This is a genomic window from Novosphingobium aeonii (assembly GCF_052279045.1).
Lineage (GTDB): Bacteria > Pseudomonadota > Alphaproteobacteria > Sphingomonadales > Sphingomonadaceae > Novosphingobium.
In genome coordinates, this window is the sequence record NZ_CP176832.1 from 2732191 (window position 1) to 2754331 (window position 22141).

Here is a 22141-nt window from a genome sequence, read left to right on the forward strand (position 1 = left end):
TCGCGCGCGCCCCCGCGATCAATCCCCCGCTCGCCTTGACGCAAAGCCCCGCCACACCGAACTGTCCCGGCAAAACAGGGGAGAGACCCGACATGAATCCACCCAGGCCCAAGCCCAAGCTGGACCAGGAAAACACCGCCTTCTGGACCGGCGGTGGCCAAGGACAGCTCAACATCACCCGTTGCGGCGATTGCGGAGAATTCACGCATCCGCCGCGCATTCTGTGCCGCCATTGCCAATCGGAGAACGTTGCCCCCCACGCCGTTCCCGGAACCGGCACGATCGACAGCTTCACGGTGAACCACCAGCCCTGGGCCAAGGGGCTGGAAGTGCCTTACGTGATCGCCCGCGTGAAGCTGGACGGCGCGCCCGGCGTGTTTCTCACCACCAACATCGTCGGTAGCCCCGTGGAAACCGTGGACTTCGAGGACAAGGTTCGCGTCACATTCGAGGAACAGGACGGCATATTCTATCCCCTCTTCGAGAAAGTCGCCTGATGGCCGGCAAGGAAGCCTATATCACCGGCGTCGGCCAGTCCGAAGTCGGCGTGCGCCTGCCGCGCCATCCGCTGCTTCTCACGGTCGATGCGGTGCGCGAAGCGCTCGACAATGCCGGGCTCCGGCTCGACCAGATCGACGGCGTCTTCACTTACCCCGGCAAGATGAACGGCTATACCGCCTTCTCCCCGGTCGGCAGCGAAGACCTCATCGAAGTGCTCGGCATCAAGTCGAAGTGGCACATGGGCGCGATGGAACAGCCCGCGCAGCTCTCCGCCATCGGCATGGCGGCCATGGCTGTGAAGCAGGGGGTCTGCCGCCACGTCATCTGCTTCCGCACGGTCTACGAAGCGGGCGGCATGGCCGATCCGGCTCAGTACATGTCCGGCGCGAAGCAGGATACCGTCACCGGGTCCTCGCAGTGGACCAGCCCGTTCTGGGCCACATCGGCAGCCTGCTGGACGGCGCAGTACGCGGCCCGGCACATGCACCGCTACGGCATGACGCGCGAACAGCTCGCCCAGATCGCCATCAACGGTTCGAAGAACGCCATGGCCAACCCGCGCGCCCGGGCGATCACCAAGGAAGAACTGACGCTCGACAAGTACATGTCGGCGCGGATGATCACCACGCCGCTGTGCCTCTACGATTGCGACCGCTTCTCGGACGCTTCCACCGTCGTCATCGTCTCGGCGGGTGACGCGCTGGACGAAGTCACGGCAACGCCGATCCGCATCGCCGCCATGTCCGGTTCGGTGGATCGCTACTCGTGGGATCAGGTCGAGGAATTCGCCGCCTACGAAACCGGCGCCGATCTCTGGACCCGCACCGACTACACGGCGGCCGATGTCGATACCGTGCAGTTCTACGACGGGTTCGCGTTCCTGCCGATCACCTGGCTGGAAGGGCTCGGGTTCTGCCCCAAGGGCGAAGGCGGCCGCTTCATCGAAGGTGGAAAGCGCATCGCGCGCGATGGCGAATTGCCGCTCAACACGTTCGGCGGGCAGCTCGGCGCGGGCCGGCTGCACGGTTTCGGTTTCGCGCACGAGGCCGTGACCCAGCTTCGCGGCGCAGCCGGCGAACGGCAGATCGGCGGCGACCCCAAGCTCGCGGTCGCCACCTCGGGCGGCGGCCCGATGGCGGCAGCGCTGCTGCTGGCGCGCGATTGACTTGTAGACTCCGACCTCGCGGGCTCTCCTCCTGCGAGGTCGGGGATGTCCTGCGGGGGCGAGACCGGCAACTTGCCGAAGCACGCTAGAACCGAAACTCAGCCGATCGAGGCCAGCGCCGGTTCCTTTTCACCTACAGGCTTGCGGGTGCGGTGCCGCTTGAGCCCGATCAGGGGGCGCAGCGGGCCGATTTCGCGCCCGAGGAGATAGAACAGCCAGGAACCGCCCGCCACGGTGAGGCAGAGAGTCAGGAATTCCGGAAGCGCGGTCAGTCCCATGTCGCGCAGGCCGTAGCTCACGAAGACCATCACCGTCTGGTGCGCGATGTAGATCGGGAAGACCGCTTCCACCAGCGTCACGCGCCAGCGGCTGTCGAAGTTCCAGAACCGGTCGGCAATGCCGAACAGCGCGATCACGGTGCCCCAGCATTGCATCGACTTGGCGAAGGAAAGCGGCTGCTCCCAGGCAGCCGGGGTCGGAATATTTCCCGGATAGAGCAGCGAATCCCGGATCACCCACGCATAGCCCGCGATCCCCAGCACCAGCGCCACTTTCCACTGCCGCGCTATCGCCTGCTGGATCGGCACCGATCCGCGAAGCAGGAAGCCGAACAGGAACATCCCGCCGTAATGCAGATGCGCGGCCCGATCCTGCAGCAGGTTGTGGATGTCGGTCCAGCCATAAGGGATCAGGCGGACAAGGAAGATCAGGCCGATGCCCACCGGAAGCAGGGCCGGACCGGACAGCACGCGCTCCGCGGCCTTTTGCAGCTTGGCACGCCATGCATCGGGCAAGGCCATCAGGGCGAAGCAGAGCAGGAGCGTGTAGACCAGCAGGTAGATCACGAACCACATGTGCATCGTCGCAGGAAGGCTTTCATAGCCCACCTTCCGGAAGCTGAAGGCGTCGTGCAGCAGGAAATAGCCGTAGCCATGCGCGTAGCCGCTGTTGATCAGCCCCATGTAGGGCTGCGGCGGCACCACCACGGTCAACCCGAACAGCAGCGGAATGCCAAGGCGCAGCACCCTGCTTTTCAGGAAAACGCGGTTGTTGCCGTCCTTCTTGAGTAGCGCCGCGCTGGCATAGCCGGAGATCGCGAAAAGCAGCGCCAGACGCCATGCGCTCAGGCCGAGCAGCGGGATCTCGGCCCACGCCACGACACCGCGCGTGGGGGTCTGATAGCCCCACGGCGTGAACGAAAAGCCGACGTGATAGAAGATCAGCAGAACAAACGCGCCGACGCGCAGCCAATCCATTCCATAGTGGCGTTGCGACGGGACGGGCTTCATCATTCTCCGGTGGGGTGGGCGGATCCGCCAGTGCGGAAGCACGGCCCACTTAGGGATTTCGCCCGTTTTCCGCAATAACGGGGTTGTATCAGGTCGTCGCAGGGGCATTGCCGGGCGACCGATCCGGATCGGGGCGGATTGTGCTTGGGGGGTCTGCGCAGCCCTCCCATGATGGCCGGATGCCACCTCCTTCGCGCCCCACCATGGACGATGTCGCCCGGCTCGCAGGGGTTTCGCGCAAGACCGTCAGCCGCCTGGTGAACAGCTCTGCAACCATCAGCGAACATACGCGCGGCCTTATCGAGGCGGCGATGGCGGAACTGGGCTTCGCGCATCGCCAACCGGCCAGCGCAGGGCTTCGCCCCGCGCTCATCGTCCTACTGCACGACGGCTCGGACCCCGCCCTTGCCAGCGTGATGGAAACCGAACTTCTCACACAACTTCAGGACGGTGGCCCGGCCCTGGCCGTCCATCTGCTCGCCGCCGATCCCGCACAGCGATTGCAGCGGTTCCTGGCCGCTCACCGCCCGAGCGGCGCGATCCTGCTGCCGCCGCTCTCGTCCGATCCCGCCCTTGCCCAAATGTGCGCAGCGGCGGGCGTGCCCTGCTCCCGGCCCGGCGAACCCGGCCTTGCCTGTGACGACCGCGCGGCGATGGCCGAACTCGTGCACTGGCTGGCGGCCGAAGGGCATCGCCGCATCGGCCTTGTCGCCGGACCGGAAACCTCGCCCGGACCGCGCCTGCGCGAACAGGGCTACCTCGATGCCATGGCGGACCGGGGCGGAAGGGGGCCGCCCCTCGTCGTTTCCGGGAACGGCACTTTCGAATCGGGGATCGAGGCGGGCCTGCTCCTGCTCGACGTCAGCCCCCGCCCCAGCGCGATCGTCTGCTGCAACGACGAGATGGCGGCCGGCGTTCTCCATGCCGCCGCGCGAACCGGAACTTCGGTGCCGGGTGAACTCTCGGTCGTGGGGTTCGGCGATACGCCGCTGGCGGCCCGGACCCTGCCGCCACTCACATCGATGCGCGTCCCCTGGGCCGCCATCGCGCGAGAGGCGCTCACCCGGATCACGGACGGAGCAATCGCCCGCCACACCTTCGCGGCCGACCTCAGCCTGCGCGGCTCGGTCAGCCGCTACACCGGGGAAGGCATCGGCTCCGATCCCCTCATTCCGCCCGGGCGCGCAGCGCATTTCCCTGGCCGAGTTCCTCCAGCGTGAAGCCGTTGCCCGGCATGCATTGCTGCACCTCGATCACGTTGCCCTCGGGATCGTAGCCGTAGATCGTGCTTACATGGCCCACGTCAACGAAATCCCGGTCGCCGAAGGTCATGCCGCAGGCCTTCAGGTGGAGAATGTCCGATTCGATATCGGTCACATCGATGCAGAAATGCGTATAGCCGCGATCGTTGGGCCTGAGCGGCCGGGCGATGTCGGAAGGCGGAGCGGAATACTCGAACAGTTCGAGATAGCACTGCCCCGCCCGCAACATCACGCCCTTCGCCGCCGATCCGGCCACATCGACGATGCGGTCCATCACCGGCTCGTCCGCCCAGCCGAACCCTTCGTCCACTGGCTCGAAACCGAAGGCTTCGCAGTAGAAACGCGTCATTCGCGCAAGGTCGCGGCAGTTCACGCCGACATGATGGATGCCCCGGATCATCGCCTCTTCCCGATCGATTGAGGCGGCATTATCGGCGCCCGGCGGCCGGCGAACAACCGCGCCAGCTTGACCGGGAGGGAGCATCGCCGTTGGCGAAACGGCAATGAATGATGCCCCCCGGAGACCATTCAAGACCCTATGCTTAGTATTCCTTTTACCTTAAGTGCTTACCCCTAAGCCAAGCTCCCGTAACGGAGCGCGACCCTCTTCCCCCCGAGGTTCCCGCCTTTTGGATCACGCCGTCATCCAGTCCCGCACGACCCCCGCGCCCGGCGCTGCCCGCATGATCGCAAGCGATCCGGCGCAGCTATACGCGCAGGCAGCGGCACTGACATCGATCGGCGCCTGGTCCTGCGATCTGCGGACGCAAGAGCTTTCCTGGACGGAAGGTGTGTTCCAGATCTTCGGCGCCCCGCTCCACCGCCAGATGGACCGCCGCGAAACGCTGGAATTCTACGCCGAGGATTCGCGCGCCACGCTCGAGCGGCTACGCTCGCAGGCCATTGCCGCGCGTTCTGGATTCTCGATGGAAGCGCAGATCAGGCGCGCCGACGGCGAACTGCGCTGGATGCGCCTGACCGCGGCAACCCGCGTCGAGAACGGCCGCCCCGTCAGTCTCTATGGCATGAAGCAGGACATCACCGAGGAACGCCTGCGCTGGGAACGGCTTCGCCAGATGGCCGAGAATGACGCGCTGACCGGCCTTTCCAACCGCGCCCGTTTCCAGTCCGAATTCCTCGACCGACCCGCCGGTGACGATAGCCTTTCGGACATCGGCGCCATCGTGCTGTTCGACATGAACGCCTTCAAGGCCGTCAATGACAGGTGGGGCCATGCCGCCGGCGATGCTTGCCTGACCGGCTTCGCCCGCCGGCTGCGCGCCACGTTCCCCGAAGCCCGGCTCATCGCCCGCATCGGGGGTGACGAATTCGCGATGATCCTGGGCCGCACGGGATCGCGGATGGGGCTCGAGATATGCGTGCGGCACCGCATGAGCGCCCTGGCCTCTCCCGTGATCTGGCAGGAACGCTACCTCCCGCTTGGCGCCTGCGCGGGCATGGCATTCCCCGACAGCGCCGGGGGCGTCGATCCGGAAGCCCTGTTCCACCGGGCCGACGCGGCGCTTTACGAGGCGAAACGGCGCGGCGGAAACGTGGTCTGCACCGCGCCTTAATCCCGCTTACTCTCCGTCAGGCTCGACCCATGTGGTGCGGGTGACGCGGGGCGAGAGGTATTTCGTCGCCGTCCAGCCGCCATCGACGACGATCGACTGGCCATTGATCATCTCGCTGCCGGGAAGGCAGAGAAACGCGATCACCGAAGCGATATCCTCGGGCTGGGCAAGCCGCGGATAGGGCGTGGTTTCGACATTGGCGCGCTTGAAGCCCTCATCCTCGAAACGGTGGCGCACCATGTCGGTCATCGTCACGCCCGGCGCCACGCAGTTCGAACGGATGCCGCGCGGGCCGTATTCGCAGGCCATGTGTTCGGTCAGCGACTTGAGACCGCCCTTCGCCGCCGAGTAGGCGCCGCCCCGCCGCCCGCCGATATGCGCGAAAGTGCTGGTGACGTTCACCACGCTCGCGCCCTGCGAAAGGTGCGGGATCACATCGCGGCACAGGCGGAACGGAGCCACCAGCATGATGTCGAGGAAATCGTCCAGCGTTTCGTCGTCGGTTTCGTCCAGCGGCTTCGGACTGCCGACACCGGCATTGTTCACCAGCGCGTCGATCCGGCCGAACCGGTCCAGCGCGGCCTGCACGATCCGCGCGGGCGCGGCAGGGTCGGTAAGGTCCGCCGATATCGCCAGCACATGGTCGGGGTTGCCGATCTCTGCCTCCAGCGTGGCCAGCTTGTCCTTGCTGCGACCGACGCCGACGATGGCGAAGCCTTCGCCATGGAGTATCTTTGCGGTTTCAAGGCCGATGCCGCTGCCTGCCCCGGTGATGATGGCCGTCTTCATCTCGCCCAGTCCCTTTTTCATGTGTCCGTTGCGCCCGCGCTAACCGGCTTTGGCGGGCGGGATAAGCCCTGACTTGGGCGGCAGGCCGCCTTGATCGTCGCTGCGATAAGCGCCGCCCCCCGCCTTGGCCCGCCTCTCCGCTCTGACTAGGTTCGGACGATGAGCAACAACGACAAGAGCGCCGCCAAGGCGGCATTGGCCGGCATCCGCGTGATCGACATGAGCCGCGTCTTCGCCGCCCCCGTGGGCGCGCAGATCCTCGGAGACCTCGGCGCCGACGTCATCAAGATCGAGCGCCCCGGCGTGGGGGACGACGGGCGCGGCTACGGCTTCTCGTGGGTGCCCGGCAAGGACGGGATCGAGACCCGCCATTCCAGCTTCTTCACCGTGTCCAACCGCAACAAGCGCTCCATCACGCTCAACCATTCCAAGCCGGAAGGTCAGGCCATCCTCAAGGAGCTGGTGAAGACGGCGGATGTGCTGATCGAGAATTACAAGGTGGGCGATCTGGCCCGCTTCGGCCTCGATTACGAGAGCCTGAAGGCCATCAACCCGCGCCTGATCTACTGCTCGGTGACCGGCTTCGGCCAGACCGGCCCGATGGCGGCGCGGCCCGGCTATGACGGGCTGTTCCAGGCCACCGGCGGCATGATGGCCGTCACCGGCCTTCCCGAAGGCCAGCCCGGCGGCGGCCCGCTCAAGACCGGACCCAGCCTCGTCGATTTCGTGACCGGCCACAACACCGCCCTCGCCATCCTCGGCGCGCTGCAATACCGCAACCGAACTGGCGAGGGCCAGTTCATCGACATCGCCCTGCTCGACAGTTCGGTGGCGATGGTCAGCCACATCATGCAGGATTACCTCATCAGCGGGCAGGCCCCTCCCCGCCTCGGCAACGGCGGCAACGGCGGCGGCCCGGCAGACCTGATGCGCTGCGCCGACGGCATCATCTACCTCACCGCCGGCACCGACGAGCACTATCGCCGCCTGACCGTGTTGATGGAGCAGCCCGAACTGTTCACCGACCCGCGCTTCGACAGCAACCTGAAGCGCGGCAAGACCAACCGCGCCGAACTGATGGACCTCATCAACGCCTGGAGCGCGGGCTTCACCGTCACCCGGATGCAGGACATGCTCGACGGCGTCGGCATCCCCGCCGCGCGCTACAACGAACTGGCGGACGTGTGGGAGGATGAGCAGGTCAAGCACCGGAACTTGCGCGCCGCCACGCCGCACGCCTGGGCCGAAAGCGGTTCGGTGGACCTCATCGCCAGCCCGCTCGCCCAGATGTCAGCCAGCCCGGCAACCATCCGCATGGCCCCGCCCATGCTGGGCGAACATACCGCCGAAGTGCTGGCGGAGATCGGTATCGATGAAGCAAGGATGGCGGAATTGCGGGAAGTGGGCGCGATCTGAGGGCTTGCTGGGTAGACGCCTGCCCAACGCTCAAACTCCGTCGCCCAGGCTGGAACCCGCAGCCTTTTACCGCGCCGCGTCCGTCGGAATAGCGGAATCCCCGCCGGCGCAAGGATGACGAAGATGGTTGTTGCGAAGGCAAGGTGCCGTCGCGCAGTTCCTCATCCTGAACTTGTTTCGGGATCCATCCCACCGAAAGCTTCGCCGCCAAATCGCCCAAACCGAGGGCAAGTTTCCATGCCCAACAACAAGCATGGGTATAGACATGGATCCTGACAAAAGTTCAGGATGACAACGTGGAGGCCGGTTGCGAAAAAGGCGTCTCACCGGCTCACATCGGCAGATAGCTGCCCATCGCCTTCGGTATAGCGCATCGCCGACAAAGGAGATTTCCTGCCATTCCGGACACGCCCCATGCCGGATATACAAACTCTCATCTCCGCGTCAGTCGAGCACCATTCGGCTAACCCAAATTCTACATATGATCTTTATTCGATCGTCTTTGACGAGTGCAGTTATGTGTGGGGGAATGGAACAAACCGAATTGGAGCATGGAACCATTGCTGTTAGCTAGAGTCGGAATCAATATCATCATGGGGTAATGGCAATGCTGGTGTGTTGGGGGCGTCGATCGAAACTGGTCAAGGCGTTGGGGCTCTTTGCGCTTTTGACGACCCTAACGGCAGGGCGATTGCCGCTGCAATCTGCACGATCCGTGCTCGTGCCAATGGAAACCAATTCCCCGGTTGGTACGCCATTTAAGATCAAGGTAGGGGAATCTATCGCTTCTAGCCGGTTTATGCGTTGGAATTTGGGCCGCCTTGATCGTAAAATAACCGTCTCGATCGATAGGTTCGTCCAAGACGTTGGTACAGATCTCGATTTGGAAGGATTTGCTGCCACGGGGGCCTCCGCGAAGCGAACTGGGCTTAATAGCGACCACTATTATTGTTCTGCGGAGATCAAGGCCCACAACGATCTGTCATACCAGCTGGTCGCTAGCGTCTTCTCAAATGTGGAACAGTATGTGCGTTTCTGCTTTGCTGACGAGAACGCCGACGGACTGCTCGACCATGTTTTTCTTGGGGGGGCGAAGTCCAAGGAATTGCAAGCCGCTCGCGAGATCGAGCCAGTGCCGTTCCATACGCTGGAACTCACTCCAGACGCAGAAGGGAAGCAATTCCATCTCACGCTTAAGCGGATCGAGGCTGACCGCAACAATCTCCTGATCTATCTACGCCCTATGCGCGACGGAAAGGAAACGTCGTGGGGTAAGTTTAGTTTATGGGATGTCAGGACCGGCGCCGAGAGCCCCTTCAAAGATAAACTGAACGTCGCATATGGAACAGGTAAGCCTATTCCACTGCTTAATGTTGCGGGATACGACCTGGCCGTGATGAGCGTCGACCCCGAAGCCGGGGAGGTGACCTTCATGCTGAACAGAATTAGCGAACCAATGTACTATCAAAGCACTCAGCCTGAATTTAATATGATTTTTATTTATATCTAATTTTCCGAGGATTGATCATCCAATTGGGTTTTGGCTCCAGACGATTTTCACCGCAGTTCTGGCATTTGGCGGAGCTGGCAGCAATTTTCGGTGATCGTTGGAAGGTCGGAAGCTAACGTCCACTCACCACCCCTCATCGCCGCTAAAGCCGCGGATTTGGACTGCCTGAAAACGGTCGGGCGGCTTTACCTCGCCAAACGATGCGATCGGCGCCCCGGAAAGGCGATGAAGGGTGGAAAGCAGACCTCGGTGGCGGAGATGCTCTCCGGCACCGAGACTCTGTTTGATTTGCGTGTAGCCCCAATTATCAGTCACAAATGTCCATGTCGCGAAAGCTTGCCAGCCCTGAAGAATTAGCTTTCTTCAAAAAGACAATTGAGAACGCGGAGAGGCTTGCTTCAGACGCGCAGCTGATGGCCGACAATGAGCGTGCCCCGTCGGCTATGATGCTCTCCATCTTCGCTATAGAAGAACTCGGGAAGGCGCTGATAACGTCATGGGGCGTCAAAAATCAGGCTAACTCCCGGCCCTATCCGACTCATATCGAGAAGCAAGCCGCTACTTTCGCGCTGCTATCTGCATATGAAATGACCAAGATTTCCAAGGCAAAGCTTCGCCGAAAACTGGCCGCTGACGGTTTCGACTTCACCACAATAGGGCCGCTTTCTGAGCAATTTGCCTTTGCCCGTTCGGGCTTTTTTGATGACGTGAGGATGGCTGTAACCTACGCTGATCAACTGCCGAAGATGCCGTTGCACGATGTTGAAGACGGCGTTCATGTGGATCTCGCCAGCGAGATTTTAGGCTGGTTCAGGCTAGCACGCCGCTCGATGTTCAATGTATCCGCTATGGAAATGGCATCGGTCCTTTTCGAAAACAATCTCGGACGCCTTTAGTCATGGCGGAGAAACCCTCCCGCACTTCGATGTCCGCAACGGGGCGTAAGCCGCCATCCCAGCGCAAGCTGAAACAACGGCCAATAAACGGTGCCCGCGTTCAGCGCCCCTTGAACACCGGTCTGCGCTTTTCGGCAAAGGCCGTGACGCCCTCCACGAAATCCTGCGTGCGGGAGGCGTCGCGCTGGCCGAGGCGTTCGTTGGTGAGGGCCTGTTCCAGCGTGCAGTCGGTCGCCGCCCAAGCGACCTGCTTGATCCGGCGCAGCGACCACGGACCTTGCGCCAGTTCGCCCGCCAGCGCGAGGGCAGCGGCATCGAGGTCTTCGTCAGGCACCACGCGGTTGACGAGGCCCCATTCCAGCGCCCTGGCGGCAGGGAGACGCTCGCCCAGCAGCATCATTTCCATGGCGCGCACGCGGCCCACCGCGCGGGTCAGCAGCCACGAGGAACCGCCATCGGGCACAAGGCCGACGTGGCGGAAGGCCTGAAGGAAGAAGCCGCTTTCGGCGCAGAGGATCAGGTCGCCCGCCATGGCGAGGCCCGCGCCCACGCCCGCTGCCGCGCCGCGAACGGCGGTGACGACCGGTTGCTCCATGTTGCGCATGGCGATGATGACCGGATTGAAGTGACGATCCAGCAGAGTGCCCACGTCGCGGCGCGGATCGGCCAGCATGTCGGACGCATCGCCGAGATTCGCGCCCGAGCAGAACGCCTTGCCCTCGCCCGTCAGCACCACAGCCCGTGCCTCGAACGAGGCGCGGGTCATGGCGTCGAACAATTCCTCGCCCATCTGCGCGGAGCCGGCATTGCGGGTGGCGGGATCGTTCATCGAAACCCGCGCGACACCGTTTTCGAGGCTGTAGAGGACTTTCTCGTAGGTCATTTCAGGCATCGCTCCGTAATCCGTACCGGCTCAGGCCAGCATCTTTCCGAGACGGCCATTCACGATTTCCTCGGCCTCGGCAACGATCCTGTCGATCAGTTGCTTGCAGGTGGGAACATCGTGGATCAGGCCCTGCACCATTCCGGCCCAGAAGATGCCCTTCGTGAGATCGCCGCTCTGGAGCAGTTCGCGCCCGACGGCGCCTGCCACGAGGTGGCGGATATCGTCGAAGACCGCATCGGGCCGCGCCGAAATCTCGACGACCTCGTCGGATACGTCGTTCTTGCCGACGCGCGCGGTGTTCTTGAACTTGCGGAAGATGAGGTTGGTGCCCCGCTCGTCGTTCTCGACGTACTTGGCCTTCACGTTGTCATGGATCGGCGCTTCCCGCGTGGCGCAGAAGCGGGTGCCCATGTTGATGCCCTCCGCCCCCAGTGCCAGCGCCGCGACGAGACCGCGCCCATCGCCGAAACCGCCGCTGGCCAGCATCGGGATCTTCACCTTGTCCGCCGCCGAGGGGATCAGGATCAGGCCGGGAATGTCATCCTCGCCCGGATGGCCGGCGCATTCGAAACCATCGATCGAGATGATGTCGCAGCCGTGCTTCTCGGCCGAAAGCGCGTGGCGCACGGCGGTGCACTTGTGAAGCACGGTGATCCCGTGCGGCTTCACCATCTCCCAGATTTCGCGAACCTGCTGCGTGCCGGCGGTCTCGATGATCTTCACGCCGCCGTCGATCGCGGCCTGGGCATAGGCCTTGTAATCGGGCGGAAGGATGGTCGGGAACACGGTGATGTTCACGGCGAACGGCTTGTCGGTCATCGACCGGCAACGCTCGATCTCCTCGCGCAGCGCATGCGGGCTGGGCTGGGTGAGCGCGGTCAGCGTGCCGAGGCCGCCTGCATTGGACACGGCGCTGGCAAGTTCGGCCAGACCCACCCCCTGCATGCCGCCCTGCACGATCGGATGCTCGATACCGAGCATCTCGGTGACGCGGGTCTTGAACGCCATTGCCTGTGAACTCCCAAAAAGCCTCTTTCCGGCGGTCCTAGGGGGGATTGCCGCGCTTGGGGACACCCAAGGCGCAAAGGACGAAGCAATTCGCGCGGGCGATGCAGGGCGCGTTCCGGATATTGAAAGCCGGCATCTGATACCCAGATCCCGCATTCCACGATTTCAGGGAGTTTGACGAAGTGAACGGTTTCAAGACGGCCATGCTGCTGGCGGCGCTCACGGCGCTGTTCATGGGGCTGGGCTATATCTTCGGCGGCAGCGGCGGCGCGGCGATCGCGCTGGTCGTGGCGGCGGGGATGAACCTGTTCACCTTCTGGAACGCCGACAGCATCGTGCTCAGGATGCACAACGCGCGCGAAGTGGACGAACGCACCGCGCCGGAGTTCTACAATCTCGTCGCCGGGCTGGCCCGCCGCGCGCAGTTGCCGATGCCGCGCGTCTATCTGGTCGAGAGCCCCAACCCGAACGCCTTCGCCACCGGCCGCAATCCCCGAAACGCCGCCGTAGCCGCGACGACCGGCCTGCTCGACATGCTGGACCGCGAGGAAGTGGCCGCGGTCATGGCTCACGAGCTTGGCCATGTGAAGAACCGCGACACCCTCATCATGACCATGGTGGCGACGATTGCCGGCGCCATCTCGATGATCGCCAACTTCGGCCTGTTCTTCGGCGGCCACCTTGGTGGAGGCAGCGGCGAGAATCGGCCCAATCCGCTCGCCGCCATGGCAGCGGTGTTCATGGCGCCTTTCGCGGCGATGATCGTGCAGATGGCGATCAGCCGCACCCGCGAATTCGGAGCGGACAAGGCCGGCGCCGAAATCAGCGGCAACCCGCGCGCCCTCGCCTCGGCGCTGGCCAGGATCGCAGGCCCTGCACAAGCCGTCCCGAACGCCGCGTCCGAGCGCAACCCGGCAGCCGCCCAGCTCTACATCGTGCCGACTTCGGTATCGGACCTGTTCTCGACCCACCCGGCAACCGAGAAGCGCATCGCCGCGCTCATGGCGATGGAGAACCGCGGCATGGCTCAACCGTCACGGCGCTCCGCCTCTGCGCTCGATCCGAACCGGAGCTAGCGCAAGAGGCCAGCGAAACCGGGGCAGGCGCCGCCAGCAAGGAGCGCCCGCCCCTTCCTCCCGACCGCCCCCGATCCCTCGTTTCAAAAAGCGCGTCCACGATGCTCGGGACGCGCCCGGCCATTGCCTGCCTCGCCCACGGTTGTACATTCGTTCAACACGAATGAAGAACCATCTGAGAGGTGTCGGAGTGCTTAAATCTGTCGACGGCGGGCTGCGGTCCGTCCCGTTTCCGATCGATGATCCCGAACGGATCCCGGTCAAGCGCTACTACGACGCCGAGTTCTACCAGGCGGAGCTTGACCATCTGTGGCCTCACGTCTGGCAGATGGCCTGCCGCGAGGAACAGATCCCCGAAGTAGGCGACTGGATCGAGTACGAGAACGTCGGCAAGTCCGTCATCATCGTGCGCACCGCCAGCGGCGTGAAGGCGTTCCATAACGCCTGCCGCCATCGCGGCGTGCCTTTCGCGGGCGGCACCGGCAATGCCCATGGCAACTGCTCGAAGTCCGGCTTCGTCTGCCCGTTCCACGGCTGGCGCTGGAACATGGACGGCGAATCCACGCAGGTCTACGGCAAGCACATGTTCTCGGAGCGTCAGCTCCAGGAAGACGACATCAACCTGATCCCCTGCCGCGCCGAGACTTTCATCGGCTGCGTATGGATCAATCATGACCATGACGCACCTTCCGTGCGGGAATCGCTCGGCCCGATCGCCGAAAACCTCGAAGCGCGCGGGCTCGACAAGATGCGGGCCGAATGGTGCTACGGCGCCGTGCTGCCGGCCAACTGGAAGATCGCGATGGAAGCCTTCATGGAAGGCTACCACGTGATGCAGACGCATCCGCAGCTCCAGCACGCCGCGCCGATGATGTACGATTCCATGTACAAGACCCCGCGCGGCCCGGTTCCGATCATGGCCGAAGCCCACCTCTCCTATCGCGAGAACCAGGAGTTGCAGGTCAACTCGATGGCGCTCCTCAGCGAAGGCATGGCGGGCATGGTCCACGAAAAGGAAGTGGAAATCGCCCGCGGCCTCATCGGCATCGAGGAAGGCCTGCCCGAAGACCAGAACATGGCGATGTTCCACTGGCTCGGCATCGTCATGCACCAGATCACGGAACAGCTCAAAGCACGCGGCGAGCCGGTGCCCGATCTTTGCACGCTGTCGCAGACGCACCCCGTCAATGCGGTGGAATTCCTCTTCCCGCACTACTTCCTGCTGCCGTACTTCACCTCGATGTCGGCCTACCGCATTCGCCCGCTGGGCCCGGAAAGCTGCTACTTCGAGATCTGGTCGCTCACTTACTGCCCGGAAGGCAAAGAACCGGAGCCCGTCATGGAGCCGGTCGACCTGCCTTACAACAGCCCCGAATTCCCGCCGATCCCGCGGCAGGACTATGGCAACATCCCCATCCAGCAGAAGGGGCTGCACGCCACCGGGTTTGAATTCATGCGCCTGTCCAAGGACGTCGAAGGCATGATCAGCAATTACCAGCGGATCGTGGACGGCTATCTGAAAGGCGTGCCGCAGGACAAGCTCGCCAAAGCCATCCACAAGCTCGGCGGCAACTTCGACGGGAAGATCGAGGATCTCGGCTTCTGATAGCGGCCGGAGCCCTGCCCGTCCGGGCGGGGCTCCCTCCCCTTGATCCCGCGTTCCGGCAGGATGGTCCTGACCGCCATCACCGGAATGCGGATCGGCCTGCTCACTCGGCCCCGGCTTCGCCGGTCAGCGCCGCGACCAGCGCCTTGACCTTCTTCTGCCGCCATTGCGGCAGCGGCGCCACCAGCCAGTATCCGCGCCGGGACGGAACGGTGGCCTGAATGGCGGCGCGTTCGTCCGCCCCCATCAAGCCCCGCGCCAGCAGCCCCGGAACGCGCGCGCGGCCCAGCCCGGAACGCGCCGCCGCAATCGCCTGACCGGCATCGCTGACGGCGATCGCGGGCTTGGCCTCCTCGTTCTCCTGGCCCAGTTCGCCGCCGGGCGTGGGATCGCCCGGCCAGCCGATCCAGTCTCCCACACCGACTTCGACCCATTCGGCCGCGCCCAGTGCAGCGCCTTCCAGTTCGCCGGGCCCATCGGTCCAGCGGACGGCGAGATCGAGGTTGGCCTCGGTGAAATCGGTCAGTTCGCCATCGACGATGACGTAGCGCACCTGCGGATTGTCGGCACGGAACTGCGCAAGGCGCGGCGCCAGCCATGCGGCGAAGAATTCGCGCGGGGCGGCGATGGTATAGACATGGCTGGATTGCCCGGCCTGCATGGCCTGCACGGCATCCTCGAAATGCAGGAAACCGGTCCTGAGCGCGGCTAGGCCCGCTCCCGCTTCCTCGGTCAGCTCCAGACCCTTGCTGGTCCGCCGGAACAGGACCACGCCGAGGAGATCCTCAAGGGCGCGAATCTGCTGACCGACGGCGGCGGGAGTCACCGCCAGTTCGTCGGCCGCGCGGGTGAAGGAAAGGTGGCGTGCCGCTGCATCGAAAACGCGCAGGGCATTGAGGGGCAGGTGCGTGCGCTTCATGGAAGTTCCCTATGCGCAGTCGCCATAGCGGGCAATGGGCATCTGGAATGTATTGGCCGTCGGGAATGTTCTGCCGCAACCCCGGCGAGGGCGATGCCGCAATCCCGGCGAAGGCGATGCCGCAATCCCGGCGAAGGCGATGCCTCAACCCGCCGTTGCGGGAGCGGCCAGCGGGAAGAAGGGAATTGCTGCCTCCACCTGCTCGCCGTCGCTTCGCGTGAAGGTGTAGTATCCCTCCATCGAGCCCTGCGGGGTCGAAAGCGGGCAGCCCGACACGTAGTCGTGGCTGGCGCCGGGGCGAATGACCGGCTGTTCGCCGACGATGCCTTCACCCTCGACGATGCTGACATCGCCGTTTCCGTCCGTGATGCGCCAGTGCCGGGTGAGAAGCTGGAGCGTATCGTCCGAATCATTCTCGATGCGGATGTGATAGACCCAGAACCACTTGCCCGCCTCAATCCGAGATTGCTCGGGCAGGAAATTCACGGCGACCCTGACAGTCACGCCGTCGGTCAGTGCGGTATGCTGGAACAGTTCCTTCATAACACCCGCCAGCCTAACGACGAATCGGGATGCCTACAACAGGCTAGGCGGCCACCCCTGTCCCGGATGCGATCACCTTTGGCCACATTCCGGCGAAGCGCCGGCCGGACAGGAAACAACATCCATATCCGGCCGATTCACCGCCCGAAAAGCAAGGTATTGCAGGCCTCAGAGCCCCGCCCTGGTCAGTGCCTGGTCGAGATCCTCGATGATGTCGTCGGCATCTTCCAGGCCCACGTTGATGCGCAGCATCCCCTCGGAGATGCCCATGGCCTCGCGGCCTTCCGGCCCCATGTTGTGGTGCGTGGTGGATGCCGGGTGGCACATCAGCGAGCGCGAGTCGCCGATGTTGTTCGAGATGTCGACCAGTTCCAGCGCGTCGAGCAAGGCATGGGCCTGCTCGCGTCCGCCATCGACGATGAAGCTGAAGATCGGGCCGCAGGCATCCATCTGCTTGCGGGCCAGCGCCTGCTGCGGATGGCTGTCGAGCCAGGGATGCAGGATCCGCGGCACCCGGCCGGCAACGAACTCACCGACCTTCAGCGCGTTCTCGCTCTGCTTCTTCGCCCGCAGGTCAAGCGTTTCGAGACCCTTGAGCACGACCCAGGCATTGAACGGCGAAAGATTGGGCCCGGTGTTGCGCTGGAACGGCAGGAGCTTGTCGTTGATGAATTCCTCGGTGCCGCAAACGGCGCCCGCCAGAACGCGGCCCTGCCCGTCCATCAGCTTGGTGGCCGAATAGGCAACGACATCCACGCCGAACTCCATCGGACGCTGGAGAACCGGCGAACAGAACGCATTGTCGACCACGGTAGTGATGCCGTGCGCCTTGGCGATCGCGCAGATGCCTTCGATGTCGGCAATGTCCATCGTCGGATTGGCGGGCGATTCGAAGAAGAACACCTTGGTGTTAGGCCGGATCGCCGCTTCCCATGCAGCCGTATCGGTCGCGTCGATCACGGTGACGTCGATACCGAAACGCGGCAGCAGGCTATCGCCCAGCCAGCGGCACGAACCGAAAGCAGCGCGCGCGGAAACCATGTGGTCGCCGGCCGAAAGCTGGCACAGCAGCGCCGCCGTCATCGCGGCCATGCCGGAAGCCTGCGTGCGGCAGGCATCGGCACCCTCAAGCAGCGCGATGCGCTCTTCCAGCATCTGCACCGTCGGGTTCTGCAACCGCGAGTACGTCATGCCGTCGTCCTCGCCCATGAAGCGGGCGGCGACCGTGGCTGCGTCGTCGTAGCTGTAGCCCGAAGTGAGGAACAGCGCTTCGCTGGTCTCCCCCATTTCGGAGCGCCAGGTGCCCCCGCGGATCGCGCGGGTGGCAGGGCGCCAGTTGCGGGTCTTGGTGCGGTCCTGTCCGGTGGTGCGTTTCATGGGCCATGCCTCTAGGATCGTGAGCGACGCAGTGCAAGTCTAGGTGCCGTTCAACCCCATCTCAGCCGGCCTTGCAGTCGCTCGCTTTCCTCCCTATTCCGCCGAGCCGATGCCGACCGTTTCCCGTAATGACCGAGACCCGATCGGCTGGAGCCTGATCGTAACGGGCCTGTTCCTGGCCCTCGCCCTGTTCCGCATTTCCGAGCCGGGACGGTACTACTTCGACGAGATCCATTACGTTCCCGCAGCGCTCAAGCTGCTGGACATGGTTCCCGCCAATCGCGAGCATCCGATGTTCGCCAAGGAAGTGATCGCCGGGTTCATCGCCCTCATCGGCGACCGGCCCTTTGCATGGCGCATCGGCCCGGTGCTCTTCGGAACGTTGGGCCTGCTGGCCTTTTCGCGCTTCATCTGGCTCATTTCCGGCCGCCGCCGCGCGGCGATCACCGCCACGGTGCTTCTCGCGACCAATTTCACATGGTTCGTACAAAGCCGGATCGCGATGCTCGACATGGTGGAGGCGTCGCTCTGCATGGTCGGCCTCTGGCAGTTCGCCGCCGCGCTTCGATCGGGTTCGGCAGGAGCCGCGAGGGCGCGGCTGGCGATGACGGGGATCGCGCTGGGGCTGTCGCTGGGCGCCAAGTGGAGCAGCGCGCCGGCGCTTGCCATTCCCGGGCTCTGGTTCCTGGCCCTGCGCATCCGGGAGAATGGCTGGAAGATCGTCGGCAGCAGGAAAGCAGGCCCGATTCCCGGGATATCGCTGATCGAGGCGGGGTTCTGGCTCGGCCTGCTACCCCTGGCGGTCTATTGGGCGACCTACCTGCCCGCGATGTTCTATAGCGTTCGTCCCGTCTCGCCCTGGGGCTTCATCGAACAGCACCGCCACATGATAGCGCTGCAGGACAGCGTGAAGAAGCTCCACCCCTATCGCAGCCAGTGGTACCAGTGGATGGTCGACTGGCGGCCGATCTGGTACCAGTTCGAGAGTATCGACGGGCGTCAGCATGGCATCGTCATGCTCGGCAACCCGTTCTCCATGATCGCGGGACTTTTCGCCCTGATCTGGAGCATCTGGGCCGCGACGTTCCGCCGCCGATCGGAGCTCACGGTGCTCATCGCGCTCTATGCCGGGACGCTGGGCATGTGGATTGTCAACGGCAAGCCCATCCAGTTCTACTATCACTATCTGCTGCCGGGCGCTTTCCTCATGGCCATTCTCGCATTCGCTCTGGATGCCCTGTGGGATCGCCGCGACAAGTGGCGCCGTGCCGGAACGATAGCCATGTGGGGCTCCGTCGGCATGTTCGTCCTGTTCTACCCGATCATTTCAGGTGCCCCGCTGCCCACCAAGGAATTCTACAATTTCTGGATGTGGCTGCCGAACTGGCGCTGATCCTCAGAGATCGGCCCGCAGCCGCAACCGGATTGCTTGGGCCGACGCGCTGACCACCGCCCCGAGCCCTGCCATGGCCATGTCCTTCTGCGGGTCCCAGGGATCGCCCTGCTGTCCATTGTAGGCCAGCGCATCGGGGCCGGCCATGAACACCGTCAGCAGCCATTCGAATATCTCGTAGAGAGCGCTGCCCGCCAGCACGAACTCGACTGAGATATAAGTGGCAAGGGACAGCGACAGCCCCTTATGCCGGACGAGCCATACCGAGATCGGATGGACCCACAGCGCACCGAAACTGAAATGGACGAGCCGGTCCCAGGCGTTGCGCTCCAGGCCCAGCGTCGCCGCTGGCGACGGCAGACCGAGCGCCCGCGCCCAATACTCGTAGGGGACATGGGAGTAGACGTAACGCCCACCGATCGTGTGCAGCACAAGGAACAGGCAGATGCAGGCGACGGCGCTGGTCGGTAGAGGCCACCGCCGCAACGACCAGAAGATCGCGCCGAGAATCGCCAGAGTGGGAAGATTCTGCATCGGCGCCAGACGCGGAAACGGCGTGTCAAGCAAGCTGAACAACGCCGCTACGCTCGTGAGCACGAGCCACAGAACCTGACTGCGCGGCACCGCGTGCCGCGGCATATTCACGCTCAGTACTTGCCCCAGACGAACTTGGAGGACAGTGCGAAGTTCCACACCGAACCCAGCACGATGCCGGTGATGACTGCCACCACGGCATGGATGCCGATGGTCTTGAGCACGGCGGCCGAACCGATGTTGGTCAACAGGCCCAGCGAGCAGGTCACCGCGAACTGGGCCCAGCCGCGCATCAGCGGGCCGAAGCCGCGCAGGCGCTTGTCAGAATAAGTCAGTTCGTTGTTCAACACGAAGTTGAACGTCATCGCCACGACCGCAGCAATGGTGTTCGCGATGTTGAATGTCGCGCTCTCCGACCAGTTTCCGTAGACGAAGCGCTCGGCGAACACGAGGTGGAGCATGATCCACAGCGCGCTCAGTTGCACCAGCACGCCCAAGGCGCCAACGGTGCCGAACAGCGCGAAACGGGTCGGAATGATCCGGCCCAGCCATTTGTCGTAAAGGCCCACGAGGAATTCGAACACGACGGTCTGGTCCAGTTTGCTTTCGCCTTCGGCTCGCGCCGCGAAATGGAGCGGAAACTCCTTGACGCGGAGCGGACGATCGACAGTTGCGAGGATATCGAGAAGAATCTTGAAGCCCACCCCCGACAGGCGGTGGGCATCCGCACGCAGCGTCTCGGTGCGCAGCATGAAGAAGCCGCTCATCGGGTCGGTCAGCTCGACGCCGGTCACCTTGTTGGCGATCCGGTTGGCAAGGCCCGACGCCTTGACGCGATCGGGACGACCCCATGCCTCGGTGCTGGCGCCTTCGGCGAAGCGCGAGGCATAGGCAAGGTCGTACTCGCCCGAAGTCACGGCCTTCAGCATCTGCGGCAGCAATTCGGGATCATGCTGGTGGTCGGCATCCATCACCGCGACGATTGGCGCGGCGGTGGAGCACATGCCCTCGATGGCGGCGCTGGCAAGGCCGCGCCGACCGATGCGCTGGATGCAGCGTACACGCGGATCTTCCAGCGACAGGCGGCGCGCCTCGTCCGAGGTGCCGTCGGGGCTGTTGTCATCGACGAAGACAGCCTCCCACACCACGCCCTTGAGCGCGGCGTCGAGCCGCTCGATCATCGTCGCGATGTTCTTGCGCTCGTTGTAGGTGGGCAGGACGATGGCCAGCTCAAGCGGCTTGGCTGCGACGTCGAGCGCCTCTGCGAGATCCGAACGAGTAATGTTCATGCGCCCCGTACTAGGTGGAAAACCTGAATAAAAATCTATCGTCAGTTAAGGTCGCGGGACCTTACAGGCGTTCGACGACCGCGTCACCGATTTCCCGCGTTCCCGCAGAACCGCCCAGATCGCCGCCCTTGATGCCGTCCGCCAGGGTCTTCGCCACGGCCGCCTCGATACGGGCAGCTTCGACTTCGAGGCCAAGCGAATGGCGCAGCAGCATCGCCGCGGAGAGGATCGTTGCCATCGGATTGGCAAGGCCCTTGCCCGCGATGTCCGGCGCCGAACCGTGGATCGGCTCATAAAGGCCGTAAGTACCCTCGGCAAGGCTGGCCGAAGCCAGCAGCCCGATCGAGCCCACGCACATAGAGGCCTGGTCGGAAAGAATGTCACCGAACAGATTGCCGGTGACGATCACGTCGAACTGGCCGGGGTTCTTCACCAGCTGCATCGCCGCATTGTCGACGTACATGTGGCTGAGTTCGACCTCGGGATATTCCTTGGCGACCTCGATCACGACATCGCGCCAGAGCTGCGAGGTCTCGAGGACGTTCGCCTTGTCGACCGAGCAAAGCTTCTTCGAACGCCCCATTGCCGCCGTGAAGCCGACATGCGCGATGCGGCGCACTTCATCCTCGGCGTAGGACATCATGTCCCAGCCCTGGCGGCGGCCGTCTTCCAGCGTGCGCATGCCCTTCTCGCCGAAGTACACATCGCCGTTGAGTTCGCGCACGATCAGCAGGTCGATCTTGCTGGCGACTTCGGGACGAAGCGTGGTCAGGTCCTCGAGGCCCGCGAAAACCTGCGCCGGGCGCAAGTTGGCGAAGAGGCCGAGCTCCTTGCGCAGGCCAAGAATGGCCTGCTCCGGGCGCAAGTGACGCTCCAGATGATCGCACGAGAAATCGCCCACCGCGCCGAACAGGATCGCCTGCGACGAACGCGCGATTTCCAGGGTTTCGGCCGGAAGCGGATGGCCATGCTTGCGATAGGCGACGCCGCCGACATCGCCTTCGACGAGTTCGAGGCCTGGAAGATCGAGCTTCTGAAGCACGCGCACTGCCTGCTCGGTGACCTCGGGACCGATCCCGTCTCCTGCAAATACCGCAATGCGCATGTC

Annotated in this window: 21 protein-coding genes; 10 read left to right on the top strand and 11 right to left on the bottom strand. The window is 63.9% G+C overall.

The genetic code is table 11. The features are described 5' to 3' along the window. Window positions 1-92 precede the first annotated feature (92 nt). On the top strand, window positions 93-497 hold the full coding sequence (locus ACLIMP_RS13195) for a Zn-ribbon domain-containing OB-fold protein (protein WP_054440887.1): 405 nt from the start codon (window positions 93-95) through the stop codon (window positions 495-497). After that, complete coding sequence (locus ACLIMP_RS13200) at window positions 497-1666, top strand: thiolase family protein (RefSeq protein WP_207906105.1); 1170 nt, start codon at window positions 497-499, stop codon at window positions 1664-1666. Before ACLIMP_RS13195 ends, ACLIMP_RS13200 begins: the two co-directional genes overlap by 1 nt. Before the next feature lie 98 nt (window positions 1667-1764). On the opposite strand, the gene ACLIMP_RS13205 is transcribed toward ACLIMP_RS13200, so the two are convergent. Continuing rightward, window positions 1765-2958: an acyltransferase family protein gene (locus tag ACLIMP_RS13205; protein WP_324695980.1), complete on the bottom strand. Its 1194-nt coding sequence runs from the start codon at window positions 2956-2958 to the stop codon at window positions 1765-1767. Between the two features lie 176 nt (window positions 2959-3134). Here ACLIMP_RS13205 and ACLIMP_RS13210 point away from each other — a divergent pair, with 176 nt between their 5' ends. Then, window positions 3135-4175, top strand: a complete 1041-nt coding sequence (locus ACLIMP_RS13210) for a substrate-binding domain-containing protein (protein ID WP_324695982.1) — start codon at window positions 3135-3137, stop codon at window positions 4173-4175. Here the strand turns inward: ACLIMP_RS13210 and ACLIMP_RS13215 are convergent. Beyond that, a complete protein-coding gene (locus ACLIMP_RS13215) occupies window positions 4123-4617 on the bottom strand; it encodes a VOC family protein (RefSeq protein WP_324695984.1) in 495 nt (164 codons plus the stop codon). The genes ACLIMP_RS13210 and ACLIMP_RS13215 overlap by 53 nt on opposite strands. A 229-nt stretch (window positions 4618-4846) precedes the next feature. Here ACLIMP_RS13215 and ACLIMP_RS13220 point away from each other — a divergent pair, with 229 nt between their 5' ends. Then, entirely contained in the window at window positions 4847-5791 is a 945-nt protein-coding gene (locus tag ACLIMP_RS13220; protein ID WP_292636423.1) for a GGDEF domain-containing protein, read from the top strand. 6 nt (window positions 5792-5797) lie between these two features. Here ACLIMP_RS13220 and ACLIMP_RS13225 read toward each other — a convergent pair whose 3' ends face one another. Continuing rightward, a complete protein-coding gene (locus ACLIMP_RS13225; protein ID WP_324695988.1) occupies window positions 5798-6601 on the bottom strand; it encodes an SDR family NAD(P)-dependent oxidoreductase in 804 nt (267 codons plus the stop codon). Window positions 6602-6739: 138 nt separating this feature from the next. Here ACLIMP_RS13225 and ACLIMP_RS13230 point away from each other — a divergent pair, with 138 nt between their 5' ends. The 3 genes from ACLIMP_RS13230 (at window position 6740) to ACLIMP_RS13240 (ending at window position 10402) form a co-directional block, all read left to right on the top strand. Then, window positions 6740-7996: a CaiB/BaiF CoA transferase family protein gene (locus tag ACLIMP_RS13230; protein ID WP_324695990.1), complete on the top strand. Its 1257-nt coding sequence runs from the start codon at window positions 6740-6742 to the stop codon at window positions 7994-7996. A 601-nt stretch (window positions 7997-8597) separates the two neighbouring features. Next, the gene (locus tag ACLIMP_RS13235; RefSeq protein WP_185997040.1) at window positions 8598-9506 is read left to right on the top strand and encodes a hypothetical protein; all 909 of its coding nucleotides are present in this window, start codon (window positions 8598-8600) and stop codon (window positions 9504-9506) included. Between the two features lie 323 nt (window positions 9507-9829). Continuing rightward, complete coding sequence (locus ACLIMP_RS13240; RefSeq protein WP_324698714.1) at window positions 9830-10402, top strand: AbiV family abortive infection protein; 573 nt, start codon at window positions 9830-9832, stop codon at window positions 10400-10402. Between the two features lie 100 nt (window positions 10403-10502). Here ACLIMP_RS13240 and ACLIMP_RS13245 read toward each other — a convergent pair whose 3' ends face one another. Both ACLIMP_RS13245 and ACLIMP_RS13250 read right to left on the bottom strand, forming a co-directional pair. After that, entirely contained in the window at window positions 10503-11294 is a 792-nt protein-coding gene (locus ACLIMP_RS13245) for an enoyl-CoA hydratase-related protein (protein ID WP_324695996.1), read from the bottom strand. A 21-nt stretch (window positions 11295-11315) separates the two neighbouring features. Then, a complete protein-coding gene (locus ACLIMP_RS13250; protein ID WP_185997038.1) occupies window positions 11316-12296 on the bottom strand; it encodes an NAD(P)H-dependent flavin oxidoreductase in 981 nt (326 codons plus the stop codon). A 182-nt stretch (window positions 12297-12478) separates the two neighbouring features. On the opposite strand from ACLIMP_RS13250, the gene htpX reads away from it, so the two are divergent. Both htpX and ACLIMP_RS13260 read left to right on the top strand, forming a co-directional pair. Further along, complete coding sequence (htpX, locus tag ACLIMP_RS13255) at window positions 12479-13372, top strand: zinc metalloprotease HtpX (RefSeq protein WP_324696000.1); 894 nt, start codon at window positions 12479-12481, stop codon at window positions 13370-13372. Window positions 13373-13562: 190 nt separating this feature from the next. Then, complete coding sequence (locus ACLIMP_RS13260; protein ID WP_324696002.1) at window positions 13563-14978, top strand: aromatic ring-hydroxylating oxygenase subunit alpha; 1416 nt, start codon at window positions 13563-13565, stop codon at window positions 14976-14978. 103 nt (window positions 14979-15081) lie between these two features. Here ACLIMP_RS13260 and ACLIMP_RS13265 read toward each other — a convergent pair whose 3' ends face one another. From ACLIMP_RS13265 to ACLIMP_RS13275, 3 genes are all read right to left on the bottom strand, one after another. Further along, complete coding sequence (locus ACLIMP_RS13265; RefSeq protein ID WP_324696004.1) at window positions 15082-15897, bottom strand: LysR family transcriptional regulator; 816 nt, start codon at window positions 15895-15897, stop codon at window positions 15082-15084. A 144-nt stretch (window positions 15898-16041) separates the two neighbouring features. Continuing rightward, window positions 16042-16440 (bottom strand): Co2+/Mg2+ efflux protein ApaG, encoded by a 399-nt coding sequence (gene apaG / locus ACLIMP_RS13270; RefSeq protein ID WP_185997035.1) that lies wholly within the window; start codon window positions 16438-16440, stop codon window positions 16042-16044. A gap of 168 nt (window positions 16441-16608) precedes the next feature. Then, window positions 16609-17817: a trans-sulfuration enzyme family protein gene (locus ACLIMP_RS13275; protein ID WP_054440416.1), complete on the bottom strand. Its 1209-nt coding sequence runs from the start codon at window positions 17815-17817 to the stop codon at window positions 16609-16611. A 109-nt stretch (window positions 17818-17926) separates the two neighbouring features. Here ACLIMP_RS13275 and ACLIMP_RS13280 point away from each other — a divergent pair, with 109 nt between their 5' ends. After that, complete coding sequence (locus ACLIMP_RS13280) at window positions 17927-19210, top strand: phospholipid carrier-dependent glycosyltransferase (RefSeq protein WP_324696010.1); 1284 nt, start codon at window positions 17927-17929, stop codon at window positions 19208-19210. Window positions 19211-19213: 3 nt separating this feature from the next. Here ACLIMP_RS13280 and ACLIMP_RS13285 read toward each other — a convergent pair whose 3' ends face one another. The 3 genes from ACLIMP_RS13285 to leuB form a co-directional block, all read right to left on the bottom strand. Then, window positions 19214-19849, bottom strand: a complete 636-nt coding sequence (locus ACLIMP_RS13285) for a DUF2238 domain-containing protein (RefSeq protein WP_491716054.1) — start codon at window positions 19847-19849, stop codon at window positions 19214-19216. 8 nt (window positions 19850-19857) lie between these two features. Then, window positions 19858-21033 (bottom strand): glycosyltransferase, encoded by a 1176-nt coding sequence (locus ACLIMP_RS13290; RefSeq protein WP_054440423.1) that lies wholly within the window; start codon window positions 21031-21033, stop codon window positions 19858-19860. Window positions 21034-21094: 61 nt separating this feature from the next. Next, window positions 21095-22138: a 3-isopropylmalate dehydrogenase gene (gene leuB / locus ACLIMP_RS13295; protein WP_324696015.1), complete on the bottom strand. Its 1044-nt coding sequence runs from the start codon at window positions 22136-22138 to the stop codon at window positions 21095-21097. Window positions 22139-22141 lie beyond the last annotated feature (3 nt).